This is a genomic window from Savagea faecisuis, from assembly GCF_042675605.1.
Lineage (GTDB): Bacteria > Bacillota > Bacilli > Bacillales_A > Planococcaceae > Savagea > Savagea faecisuis.
In genome coordinates this window covers 91,351-104,010 of sequence record NZ_JBHTJF010000001.1, presented here as the reverse complement: position 1 = coordinate 104,010, position 12,660 = coordinate 91,351, and the positions used below count along the sequence as shown (strand labels likewise).

The window sequence follows — 12,660 nt, the reverse complement described above, 5'->3', positions numbered from 1 at the left end:
AAAGGGTAGGATGAACAAACATGACTCAAAAAATCGCATGGATTATCGATAGCCTCGGCTATTTAACACCTGAACTCGCGGCGCGCCCTGACGTCTTTGTCGCTCCACTGACGATTCATTTCGGAACAGATAGCTATGTAGATGGTGAAAGTTTAACGACCGATGAACTCTATCATAAAATTAATACGACAAAATCAATTCCAACAACTTCCCAACCTTCCGCTGGCTATTTCGAAAAATTGTATCGTTCTTTAAAAGAAGAAGGTTATGATTGTGCCATCGCGGTTCATATTTCAAGCAAATTAAGTGGCACATTCGCCTCTTCGAATGCAGGTGCCGAACTTGCTAATTTCACCGTGCACACGGTTGATTCTCTTTCGATGTCATACGGTATGACATACATGCTAGAACGTGGAATCGAGACGTATGAAGAAACAAAATCGATTGAACAAACGATGCAAGTCATTCAAAACTTAGCAGCTAAATTACAAAACTACATTTTGATTGGAAAATTAGATCAATTGTATAAAGGGGGGCGCATGAGTGGCGTCCAATATTTCCTCGGTAGCTTATTAAAAATGAAACCGGTCGTCCATATGAACGACGAAGGTTTATTAATTCCTTACGATAAAGTACGCTCTGAAAAACGTGGCGTTCAATATTTAATCGATCGCGTAACAGAAAAAGCAGACCAAATGACTTCTTGTTTGTACATTATGCACGGCAATGTCGAAGAACGCGCAATCGCTTTAAAAGAAGCAATTCATAAACAGATTCCGAATCTTGATATTCGCATCGGAGAAATTAGCTCATCCATCGCAGTGCACGCCGGCGAGGAGACATTGGCGATTTTATGGTTTGAAGATGACGGTAAAATGTAGTGTAAAGACGAGTGTACACTCGTCTTTTTTAGGTATTTCATACTGAAATTATTTTTTTGAAACTTTACTGAAATATTTCCGTACATGTTAAGTGAGAAAACGTTATATTATTAAAAGCGTTTTTATAAATAAAGGAGTGAAAGAATGAATAAAAAAACAGGTTTAATCGCACTTATTATTGCCGTTGTAGTAGGCGGTGGAGCGCTCGCTTTCGCATTTTTAGGCGGCTCAACGAAACAAGATTATTTCAAAGCGGAATTTAAATCCGTCCAAACAATGGTTGACGATTTCAAACATCGTTACAAACCAGAACTCGATTATTACGACATGACGATGGAACATGCTGTCGAAGCAAAATCAAAAATGACAGTCGATATGAATAGCCAGTCAGCATTACTTGCCGACGTGCCGACGGATCTCATTAAAGATTCTCATATCGAAATGACGTCACAGTCTGATATGAAAAATAAGGTAGCAGATGTTCGCGTAAAAGGTGAAGTTGCCGGAATGCCACTCGACAACATTTATCTTCGCCTCGCACAACATGACCTTTTCGTCCAATTGCCATTTTTATCTGAAGTTTTAACGATCAACGATAAAAAAGTGAACGAATTAATGAAAGAAAACGATCCGGAATGGACAGAAGAAATGAGCATCGACTTTACTGAATTTTTCGATCAAAACGCATTGCCTGCGGATAAAGATATGAAACATGTACAAGATGCGATGTTAAAAACATTGTATAAAAACTTAGACGACGAAGCGTTCACGTCAACGAAAGAAAAAGTGAATGTTTTATCTGAAGAAGTAAACGCTGAAAAAATTACGATGGATCTCGGTCCAGAACAATTAAAGAAAGCAACGATCGCTATTCTTGAACTCGTACGCGATGACAAAACGATTCAAAAAATGGTGAAAGAATCGATAACACAAAACGCGATGTTCGAAATGACATCAACAGAAGAAATGATGAATGATTTCAATAACGACATTAACGAAGCGATTGAAGAAGTGAAACAATCGACTGAAAAACCACACCTCGTTTCAACGATTTGGATTGCGGATGACTTCATCGTGAAACGTGAATTGACGATGTCTGATGACGAAGAAACAGCTGTACAAGTGAAAGGTGATCATTTGCGCAAAAAAGACGGTCACACATTCCAATACGCATTCGGCTCAGTTGAACAACCGAACGCTTTCACAATTCAAGGTGAAACGAAATTCGACGGCAAAGTTACAGCAGACCGCATCGACTTCGCAGTGGAAGATCTCGGTACATTAACGTACACAGCGGATGAAACACTTGAAAAAGACGTGCGTGATTACAAATATACGTTCAGCGTTCAATCGGATATGGCGATTGCAGGCGAACTCGTTTGGTCTGGTAAAAACGAATATAGTAAAGACGCTATGAAGAGCTCACAACGTGTCGGCATTAACTACGAAGATATTAAAGTAGAAGACGTCGCGCTCATCGTAGAATCGGATACGAAACGTATGAAAGCTGTTTCTGAAAACCCGACAGACAATATTCGTAACTTAAACGACATGTCTCAAGACGAAATTACGACATATCTCGAAACAGAATTTGAAGAAGTCGGTCAAATTTTACAAGGGCTTATGATGACAACTATGTTAGATGGCGATATGGAAGGCGCTTGGGATGAAGAGCCGATGATGGAATTTACAGACGCAGATTTTGAAGAGATGCGTGCAGAACTTGCGGAAGATGGCATCGAAATGACAGATGAAGAATTCGCAGAGTGGAAATTAGAAATGCAAGAAATGTTCGGAAACGAATAATTCGGGAATGATGAAACGGAATAGGTGAAAACCTGTTCCGTTTTTTTAATTGGAAAGCGAGGTGTTCATATGCAACATTTATTTTATTTTATGAAGCATTTTATGCAACTAATACAACGACAAAAGCTGACAGTTCTCGCTTTTTTATCATTTCCTTTCGTACTCATAATGCTCGCACTATGGACGATCATTCCGTTGCTTTCCTTTGATGAAGGTGAGCCGATCCGTTTTGCTATCGTCGACGAAAATCAGTCGAGTGAAACGAAACAACTGCTTGCCGCTTTAACGGACGGTCAGTTAATTGAGGGACCGCTCCGCTTCGAAAACATGTCGAAAGAAGAAAGCGAAGACGCAATGCATCACAATACAATTGGCGGTGCTTTGCAGTTTCCTACTGGATTTACACGCGCACTTTATGACGGAAAAGCGATTGAACTCCATGTTATCGGAAATGCTAAAAAACAACGAGAAACAGAACTGCTCTACAGTTTGGCACAAACCGTTTCGCAACATATTAATACGTCTCAAGCGAATATTTTACTCATCGACCAATACGCAAAGGAAGCCGGATGGTCCACAGCACAACGGGATGAGTTATTATTTGAGCAATTTATGAGTTATAGTTTATTCACGCTCGGAAAAGATGCGATGCTCGAAGAAGAGAAGATCGTAAATCCGTTGACTGATTCTCCTGTCCACTACTTCGCGATTCAATTTTTGTTCGGATTACTCGTCATTTGGACTTGGCTTCTCTACCGCTTTTTCCACAGCACGTTGCCGCCTTCGATTACGATGCGCCTTCAACTATTGAACGTCTCACCACTTTCAATAGAAAGCGCAAAAGGAATCGTTATTACGCTCTTCGTTTTCATGACGAGTTTTCTCGGCATTATCATTTTGTTACTTTTAAGCTCGATTGTTTTTGTTACGTCGGACGTTCTTTCTCTCGCATTCGCCATGTTATTTACGATCAGCATGAGCTTTTTCTTCTTCTCTATTATGGAACGTTTTCGATTTTTAGCAGCTTCCGCCCAAGTGATCGGCATCGTTTTATTGTTAGGGGTGAGCGGATTAATAATTCCACCGCTCTATTTACCTGCGCAACTCCAATCCGTCGTTTCATTCTCTTTTTTAAATGAATTGACTGAAGGGATGCGTCAGCTCTTTTTAATGGGGAATTTTTCGATGCAATGGTCGGTTAGTGTTACAACATTCGTCATACTTGCCTTCATTTGGCTCATCGTTTGGCGTCAACAGAAAGAGGTGAAGTAATACGATGGCTTTATTACGTTTTCATTGGCGGTGGTGGCATTGGTTATTATTGCTGTTGCCACTCGCGATCACACTACTGCTCACAAAACTCATCTTTCAAACGACAGAAGAATTTCGCATTCCTGTCGCAATCGTCGACGAAAGTACGGAACAATTTTCGAAAGACTTGCTCGTTGCGCTTCACGATGCGCCTTATATCGACGTACGCGAAATGGACCGTTCCGCTGCTTTACGCGCGCTTGAACGGCATGAAGTAGATAGTGCCTTTCTATTCAAACATTCTTTTGATGAACAAATTGCAAAAGGAGAACGACAGGCGATCGTCGAAAGTTATACGTCTAACTTATCGTTCGGGTACAGCACTGCAAAAGAAATCATCACCGCTCACATTCAACAAATTGTAGGGCGAGAGCGTGCAGCGATTGCGATTGAGCACATTGTGAAACGTCCTGTCGATCACGCTGTCATCGCACAACAATCGATACAAGCAGAACGAGAACGACAATTGCTAACGGTCGTTTTGCACGATGAATCTAGTGACAGTGAACAAGAACGAACGACGACAATGCCCCTCCTGTTATGGAGCATCTTAACGATGATCGGGACATATATAATCGGACTCCCTCTTTGGACATTAATACGAAGCTCACTCCGATGGCGCTTTCCGTTTAGTCGCTTATCGAGCAGTTCATTATTTTGGCGACAATGGGCCATCCTTAACGGAATCGCCCTTCTCGCAGATAGTATCGCTTATATGTTATTAAACTTTCCGTCCCTTTGGACCGTTGCGGCGTACCGCCTCACCTTGTTCATCGGAATCGGTCTTGTGTTCACATTGTTTTATACGACACGAGCGCTCCACCGAATAGCGAGCGTCCTATTATTCATACTAATCGCAACAGCAAGTACGACATTCGCGACGTGGCATCCATTCGCCGCGCTATGGCGAGGAACGTTCGCGATGAGCCTCGTCGTCTGTTGTTTACTTGCACTCATTTTAGCGATACGAAAGGAGAATCTTGATGTTACACGTACAACATCTTCATAAAGCATTCGGACAACAAACCGTCCTTCACGACGTCTCGTTCACTATTCCGAAAGGAGAGATCGCATGTTTTATCGGAAAAAATGGCGCGGGGAAGTCGACACTCTTTCATATCATTGCGACATTGTTGCACGCTGACAGTGGCACGCTCACTTGGGACGGACGATGTTATGAGCAAGAGGCGAAAGCGATTCGCCAACAAATTGGATACGTTCCTCAACAACTGGCCATTTGGGAAGATTTTTCCGTCGCTCAAAATATGCGCTTTTTCGAACAACTTTCGCCCATTAGGCGCAGCGACGAACAGTTACGAGCGATTTTAAAAAGTGTCGCACTCGAAGAATGGAATCGTAAAGCGAAACATTTATCAGGCGGGATGAAGCGCAAGTTAAACATTGCGCTCTCACTCATTCACCAGCCCGCTCTCCTGTTGCTTGACGAACCGACTGTCGGCATCGACTTACGTTCGAAAATTGAAATTCAACAAGCACTCCTCGCTTTACGCGATCAATTCGGCATGACGATGTTGTACATTTCACACGATATGGAAGAAGTGACCGCATTAGCCGATACGATTTTTAATGTAGGTGATGATTTGTTTTACACCCAATTGCTCCAAACGAAAGGAATCGACACGATTTCACTTCGTTAACGAAAAATACGCACCTCCTCACAGACGTGAAGAGGTGCGTATTTTATTCATTCATTTGGACATGTGGCGGCACGAGAATTTCTACATATGCTCCTCGTGCATAATAGTAAGTAGCACTTAACTGTCCTTCTTGCTGTGCGAAAATCGGAAGACGATACATCCAATAACTTTCGTGAAAGGTCGGGCGTTCGACAACTAATGTGTCATGACGCAATGTAACGGTCCACGGCTCTCCCCAACTTGTTATAGCATTTTCATCATAAATAAAAGCTTCTTGATAAAGTTGAACCGTTAATTCTTTCACTTCTTCACTTTGTTCAATCGTATACGAGAGTCCTTCTGGAATATCCAACTTTATTGGAGAATCAGCATTCACATCGAAGCGATACATTTCGTCAGGTGTCGTCCATCCTGCATCTTCTTTCACACTTTCTTTTATAATATCTTCCACTTTCGTCACGTTGACGAGAAATGGAGCGATGATTGCACCGATGACGAGAAAGACGAACGTAACTATAAACATACTATTCCAACGATAAAAAGGAACGCGTAATGTTGAACGCTTTGATAACCGAATCCACAAATAAATCGGAACCCCTATCGTCAATATTAAAAATATGAGATTTATGCCGAGCAAAGCGGTTCCTCCTTTCTACGGTGATGTCGGATCTGCAAGTGCTGGATTCGTCGTGACTTTCGTTCCGAGTGGGACCGTAATATCAATTTGTGGACTGGATACGTGCACATTCATCCAATACTCCTCCTCGTCATGCTCTTTGAAGAGGGAGCTTAAATCGTACATTGTATAAGCATGTAATTTTTGCTCTTCTGATGGCTCTACATACAATCCGTCGTCTTTAAATGACACTGCTTCAACATGAGAGAATTCATCGATTAAGTAATCTTTCATATAAATTTCTCTACTTTTCGATACGCTCACTTGCACTTGATCGACTTCTTCCCAATAAACGGAGTAACCCTGTGTACTTACTCCTAAAATGTCCCCTTTCTCTCCTAATCGTAATTCCTCTGCTAATTCATCGGAAGCGAAATCTAAATACAACTCATTTCCACTTAAATCGAATGTGTACGTTTCGTCAGATTCCGGTACCATCGCTTCCATCGGTCGTTTTTCATAAGCATCTAACGGAGTCGTCTCTACGAGAAATGGTGTAACAATGGCTAATACTATACAAGTGAGTAATGCTGCCGTCGTCACATATTTCGTCATCGAATAATTTTTAAAAGCAATATACATGAAAGCCATAATCGCGAAAAGAAAACCTACTAACAATAAGAGTGCTACTGGAAAGATCGACATTACGAACGCACCTCCGTCCGCTTTCTAAATAAATAACTGACTGTGTACAACACGACTGCCACAACCATTCCCTTTCCGAACTGTTCAACATCCGTTGCAGACTCAAATAAATAAATGATAAACATAGCAGGTAAATTCATAATTTGAAGAATGAAGAGAATCCCAGCGGTGACGAAAAACAGTTTTGCTGAGTATCGATAAAATGAAACGATAAAATAAGATAAAGATCCAGCAATTAAACTATATCCGAAAACTCTTAACCATAATGACCCGTACAATAGTGGGTCTTCAATGAGAAATGGATACGCCATAATGATCGTGTCGTCTGAAAACATTTTCAATAACGGTGCAAATGAAATGAATAGTAACGGAATAAAGGAACCAATCATCATCTGCGTCACACTGAATGTCACATTCGCTAAATGGTGAACGCGCTTCGTCGAAACGAAACGAAACATGAGACGTTCCGTTAATTTATTCGCCAAAATCGCATTGATGGCGAAACTCCAAATGAAAATCATAATTAAGTTGAAATCGAAGCTTTGACTGACGACGGCAATGCTGCTTTCTTCATCACTTGAATACTGTGTCGTTTTAAAAAATAGTCCGACGACTTGGAATAATAAAATTGTCCCGACGCTTGCACTAAAATAGGTGCGCATCATCCATTGAAGTTGTTTTTTATAAAGTTGAGTCGGCGTCATAGTCGTTGTAAACATCATCGATTCCCCCTTTGCGGTGTTCTGTCATGTAAATGTATGCGTCGGACAGTCCGACTCCTTTTATTTGCACGTTTGATTGTTGCAATTGATGACGCTCTTCTGCTGTTAGCTCATTCGGCACAATGACGTGTTGGACGGGCGCTTCTCCGAATGTCGTCACGACTTGGCTTTTCGCAATGACCGATTGAATCGTAGCTGCAGAACCGATCAATTCGACGTAACGTTGTTGCAGTTGCTCCGCTTCGTCGACGTAAACCGTCTGGCCGTCATGGAGGACAACGACGTATGATAACAATTGTTCGAGCTCTTCGATATGGTGGCTCGATACGATGATCGTACGCGGATGTTCGACATAATCTTTCAACAATAGTCGATACACATCTTTCCGCACACTCGCATCCATACCGTTCGTCGGCTCATCAAAATACGTGACATCCGTGCGCGCGCATAAACCGAGGACGAAACGGTACGTCATATTCATCCCTTTCGACAATTTCGACTGACGAGCGTGCGTCGGAATTTCAAAATACGCTAACAATCGCTCCGCTAAAGGACGGTCAAATTTCGGGTAGAAATGCGCCATCGCGTCAAGTCCTTCTGTTAAACGCGCATTGTCAACTAAATTAAATTCATCGTCGATCAACATCGTATTCGCGCTCACTTGAATATTGTCAAAAGGTTGTTCTCCTCCGACGAATAGTTGACCCGATGTCGGTGCCGATTCCCCTGCTAACAATTTTAAAAATGTCGTCTTTCCCGAACCGTTACGACCGATTAAACCGACGAAGCTATTTTTCGGAATGTGACAGGTGACGTTTTTCAACGCGTCTTTATTTCCATAACGTTTGCGTAATTGGATTGTCTCTATCATTTCTTTTCCTCCTTTTGAAAGCTCGCTTGAATCGCTTGCTGAACATCGTGTTCTGTTAATCCGAGAAGTTTCGCTTGCTCAACTAAATCATCAATGATCGACTGAATAACGGTCGTCTTTCGATTCATTTTCAATTGTTGTTGGGCCCCTTCCTTCACGAACGTCCCGAGTCCGCGTTTTTTATATACGAGATTTTGTTCTAGCAGTAATGTGATCGCTTTCCCTGCTGTTGCTGGGTTCACTTGAAACAGTTCAGCGAGCTGATATTGGGAATACACTTTCGCATCTTCTGTTAAATGCCCGAGTAAAATTTCATCTTCTAACCAATTCGCAATTTGTTGATAAATCGGCTCTGTACTTGTCGCATCAAGCATTTCCTTCTCACCTCCAACCTAGTACATTACTCAACTAATGTACTAATTGACTCAACTATACGACACAACGATGAATGACGCAAGCATTTTTATATGTCATCACTTCCTTTTTTGTGCGATAATAGTGAGAATGATTCGCATTTAAGTGAGGTGTCGTTTTTTGAAAACTGTTTTTTCTTATGCACGTCCTTATAAAATTCCTATTATCATCGCGCTCTGTTTAACTTTTTTAGAATTGAGCGTCGAATTAATTCAACCGCTCCTCATCGCTAAAATTATCGATGACGGCATTACAGCGCGCGACTCATCCGTCGTCATCACGTGGGGAAGCATCATGATGGGGCTTGCCGTACTCGCTTTCGTTTCGGGTATTGTGAACTCGTACTTTTCAGCCCACGTTGCGCAAAGTTTTGCTTACGATGTGCGCAGTGCGACGTTTCGTCATTTACAAAAGATGACGCTCGCCACTTTTTTAACATTCCAATCTTCTAGTTTAATTACGCGCTTAACGAATGATGTTACGATCATTCAAAACTTTCTTTTTATGAGTTTGCGCATTATGACGCGCGCACCACTCGTCGTGATCGGCAGTTTAATAATGGCGTTTTTCGTCAATGTTCAACTCGCACTTTTACTTCTCGTCACCGCTCCTTTTTTAGCTATTTTTTTATGGGTGATGGTGAAACAAGGGGTCTCTATTTTCGCCTCTGTACAGCGTCGATTAGATCGCGTCAACCGCATGGCACAAGAAAACTTGCGCGCGATGCGACTCGTGAAAGCGTATTTGCGTCACGCGTTTGAAACGAGCCGCTTCAATCGAGTAGCGGAAGCATTACAAAAAGATACGGTGCGCGCTTTGCGAACGATGGAACTAATTTTGCCTGTTTTATTATTTTTTATGAATGCGAGTTTAATGGCCGTTCTTTGGTTCGGTGCGAAACAAATTCAAACATCATCCATTCAAGTCGGTGAACTCGTCGCCGTCTTAAACTACGGACTCCGTATGACGGGCGCATTTTCGATGTTTTCATTTTTAATTATGATTTTTTCACGCGCGAAAGCTTCTTCAGAACGAATTGAAGAAGTGCTCGTTGTGGAATCGCTCGAAGACGTCCAAAAAGAGCGTGGCGATCTTCCTCATTGGGAACGTCTCCGCTTTCACGATGTGTCATTTTCTTATAAAGGGAGTGACCGTCAAGCGCTACGTAATATTAACTTCGAATTAAAGCGTGGCGAAACATTGGCGATTATGGGTGCGACTGGCTCTGGTAAGTCGACACTCGTGCAACTCATTCCGCGACTGTTCACTCCGACATCAGGAGAAATTGTACTCGGAGAACAGCCTCTGCAACGATGGTCGCTCTCGCAATTGCGCGAACTGATCGGCTACGTGCCGCAACAGTCTTTACTTTTCACCGGTACGATTGCGGATAACTTGCGTTGGGGTGCACCCGATGCGACGGATGACGAGTTGATTGAAGCGACAACGAACGCTCAAATTCATGACGCTATTCAAGCTTTTCCGAACGGGTACGACACCGTCATCGGACAGAAAGGTGTCAATTTATCAGGCGGACAAAAGCAGCGCATTTCAATTGCGCGCGCACTCATTCGAAAGCCAGAGCTGCTCATTTTAGATGACAGTACGAGCGCTTTGGACATCCAAACCGAACAACGATTTTTAAATGCGCTCCAAACACTCGATGTGACGACGATTATCATTACTCAAAAAGTGATGACGGCCGAACGAGCGGATGCAATTTTATTGTTGGAAGACGGACAAGTGGTCGACTACGGGACGTCTGAACAATTAGCGAAACGCTCAAAACTTTACCAACGTCTCATCGCATCTCAAAAAGAAAGCGAGGGGAATGAAAATGAGTGAATGGTTAAAACCGTTTCGTTACCCTAAGTTGTTAACGAAAGAACAAATAAAAAAGGGAGCTGCCCCGAAAAAGAAACAACGTTCAAGCGATTGGAAAGCTTCGTTAAAGCGCATTTGGGATGTCGTCGATGAACAGCGCCTCTTACTCATTGCTGTTCTCGCACTCGTCTTAATCAGCTCCTTACTCGCTTTAGCTGGACCATTTGTACTCGGAATGATTATCGACCGATATATCGTCCCTGGACAAATGAATGGACTCGGCAAAATGTTGTTGTTATTGCTTGCGATTTATTTCGGACTCTCTTTAACGATGTACGGTCAAAACTATTGGATGGCTGGCATCGCCCAACAGACCGTCTATCGTTTGCGGACGGCTCTCTTTGCGAAACTTCAAAAGTTGCCGATTTCTTTTTTCGACAAGCGACAGCACGGAGAAATTATGAGTCGTTTAACGAACGACATCGATAATATTAGCCAAACGTTGAACTCTTCGTTCATTCAAGTGTTTTCGAGTGTCATCACATTGACTGGTACGGTCGCAATTATGCTTTATTTAAGCCCGCTCCTCACCGTGCTGACGATGACGATTATTCCGGTAATGTTTTTATCGATGCGCTGGATTACGCGGCGGACAGGGATTTTGTTCAAAGAACAACAACGTGCACTCGGAGAATTGAACGGTTTTATCGAGGAGTCGATTTCAGGACAAGCGGTCGTGAAAACTTTTTCGCAAGAAGCACGCATGTTAGAACAGTTTCAACAAAAAAGTGAAGCGTTAAAATTGCGTGGCTTTTGGGCGCATACGTATTCGGGATATATTCCGAAAGTGATGAACTTTTTAAACAACGCCTCATTCGCGATCGTCGCAGGTGTCGGCGGATGGCTCGCCTTGCGAGGAGATGGACTCGTGACGATTGGAACGATTGTCATTTTCTCCGAATATGCGCGTCAATTTACACGCCCTTTAAACGACTTAGCGAACCAATTTAATACGGTTCTTTCCGCATTAGCTGGAGCGGAGCGTGTCTTCGCTTTAATGGATGAAGAGGAAGAAAAAGATGATGGTGACGTATTAGAGAGTGGTGTCATTCAAGGGGATGTACGATTTGAGAACGTTTCGTTCGGGTACGATGACACGACGATCGTTCACAATTTATCGTTTCACGTGAAACGTGGTGAAACAGTGGCGTTCGTTGGTCCTACTGGTGCAGGAAAAACGACAATTATGCAACTTATTAGTCGGTTTTATGATACTTCTTCTGGAACGATTTATATCGACAGACGACCGATTGACACGATTGCACGTTCTTCTTTACGAAGTGAAATGGCCTTCGTTTTGCAAGACTCATTTTTATTTGAAATGACCGTTCTTGATAATATTCGTTACGGGCGTCTCGATGCAACGGAATCGGACATTGTCGAAGCAGCAAAACGAGCGAACGCACACGACTTCATTATGAAACTGCCTGACGGATACGAGACGATGATTGAATCAGACGGCGGACAATTATCGCAAGGTGAACGACAATTGTTATCGATTGCCCACGCATTTGTCGCCAACCCAAAAATCTTACTGTTAGACGAAGCGACGAGCAGTATCGATACGTTGACAGAATTGCACATTCAAGAAGCGCTCGAACGATTGATGGAAGGACGGACGAGCTTCGTCATCGCTCACCGTTTGAACACTGTTCGTCAAGCGGATACAGTCTACGTATTGCGAAATGGACGCATCGTAGAGAGTGGCTCTCAACAACAACTCATTGAAAAACGTGGCATTTATTACGACATGTTGCAACAACAAAAAAATGGCGGCTCTCTATGATGAGAA

At 42.7% G+C, this 12,660-nt stretch carries 12 protein-coding genes; 7 read left to right on the top strand and 5 right to left on the bottom strand.

The window, feature by feature from the left end; translation table 11 throughout:
* The first annotated feature begins 20 nt into the window (after positions 1-20).
* The 5 genes from ACFQ0V_RS00525 to ACFQ0V_RS00505 all read left to right on the top strand — a co-directional run bounded on the left by ACFQ0V_RS00525 (position 21) and on the right by ACFQ0V_RS00505 (position 5,656).
* Positions 21-881 (top strand): DegV family protein, encoded by an 861-nt coding sequence (locus tag ACFQ0V_RS00525; protein ID WP_381008657.1) that lies wholly within the window; start codon positions 21-23, stop codon positions 879-881.
* Positions 882-1,025: 144 nt separating this feature from the next.
* Positions 1,026-2,687, top strand: a complete 1,662-nt coding sequence (locus ACFQ0V_RS00520; RefSeq protein WP_381008655.1) for a hypothetical protein — start codon at positions 1,026-1,028, stop codon at positions 2,685-2,687.
* 69 nt (positions 2,688-2,756) lie between these two features.
* Complete coding sequence (locus ACFQ0V_RS00515; RefSeq protein ID WP_381008653.1) at positions 2,757-3,959, top strand: ABC transporter permease; 1,203 nt, start codon at positions 2,757-2,759, stop codon at positions 3,957-3,959.
* 4 nt (positions 3,960-3,963) lie between these two features.
* On the top strand, positions 3,964-5,007 hold the full coding sequence (locus ACFQ0V_RS00510) for an ABC transporter permease (RefSeq protein ID WP_381008651.1): 1,044 nt from the start codon (positions 3,964-3,966) through the stop codon (positions 5,005-5,007).
* Positions 4,982-5,656: an ABC transporter ATP-binding protein gene (locus tag ACFQ0V_RS00505; RefSeq protein ID WP_381008649.1), complete on the top strand. Its 675-nt coding sequence runs from the start codon at positions 4,982-4,984 to the stop codon at positions 5,654-5,656. Before ACFQ0V_RS00510 ends, ACFQ0V_RS00505 begins: the two co-directional genes overlap by 26 nt.
* A 43-nt stretch (positions 5,657-5,699) precedes the next feature.
* Here the strand turns inward: ACFQ0V_RS00505 and ACFQ0V_RS00500 are convergent, their stop codons facing one another.
* The 5 genes from ACFQ0V_RS00500 to ACFQ0V_RS00480 all read right to left on the bottom strand — a co-directional run bounded on the left by ACFQ0V_RS00500 (position 5,700) and on the right by ACFQ0V_RS00480 (position 8,944).
* Positions 5,700-6,239 carry a hypothetical protein gene (locus tag ACFQ0V_RS00500; protein WP_381008647.1) on the bottom strand — a complete coding sequence of 180 codons (540 nt, stop codon included), beginning with the start codon at positions 6,237-6,239 and terminating at the stop codon, positions 5,700-5,702.
* A gap of 69 nt (positions 6,240-6,308) precedes the next feature.
* A complete protein-coding gene (locus tag ACFQ0V_RS00495; protein ID WP_381008645.1) occupies positions 6,309-6,977 on the bottom strand; it encodes a hypothetical protein in 669 nt (222 codons plus the stop codon).
* The gene (locus tag ACFQ0V_RS00490; RefSeq protein ID WP_381008643.1) at positions 6,977-7,696 is read right to left on the bottom strand and encodes a hypothetical protein; all 720 of its coding nucleotides are present in this window, start codon (positions 7,694-7,696) and stop codon (positions 6,977-6,979) included. Before ACFQ0V_RS00490 ends, ACFQ0V_RS00495 begins: the two co-directional genes overlap by 1 nt.
* On the bottom strand, positions 7,659-8,570 hold the full coding sequence (locus tag ACFQ0V_RS00485; RefSeq protein WP_381008641.1) for an ABC transporter ATP-binding protein: 912 nt from the start codon (positions 8,568-8,570) through the stop codon (positions 7,659-7,661). Before ACFQ0V_RS00485 ends, ACFQ0V_RS00490 begins: the two co-directional genes overlap by 38 nt.
* Positions 8,567-8,944: a GntR family transcriptional regulator gene (locus tag ACFQ0V_RS00480; protein ID WP_381008640.1), complete on the bottom strand. Its 378-nt coding sequence runs from the start codon at positions 8,942-8,944 to the stop codon at positions 8,567-8,569. The genes ACFQ0V_RS00485 and ACFQ0V_RS00480 overlap by 4 nt, the downstream gene beginning before the upstream one ends.
* 160 nt (positions 8,945-9,104) lie before the next feature.
* Between ACFQ0V_RS00480 and ACFQ0V_RS00475 the strand changes: the two genes are divergently transcribed.
* Positions 9,105-10,829: an ABC transporter ATP-binding protein gene (locus tag ACFQ0V_RS00475; protein ID WP_381008638.1), complete on the top strand. Its 1,725-nt coding sequence runs from the start codon at positions 9,105-9,107 to the stop codon at positions 10,827-10,829.
* Positions 10,822-12,654 carry an ABC transporter ATP-binding protein gene (locus ACFQ0V_RS00470; RefSeq protein ID WP_381008636.1) on the top strand — a complete coding sequence of 611 codons (1,833 nt, stop codon included), beginning with the start codon at positions 10,822-10,824 and terminating at the stop codon, positions 12,652-12,654. Before ACFQ0V_RS00475 ends, ACFQ0V_RS00470 begins: the two co-directional genes overlap by 8 nt.
* Positions 12,655-12,660 lie beyond the last annotated feature (6 nt).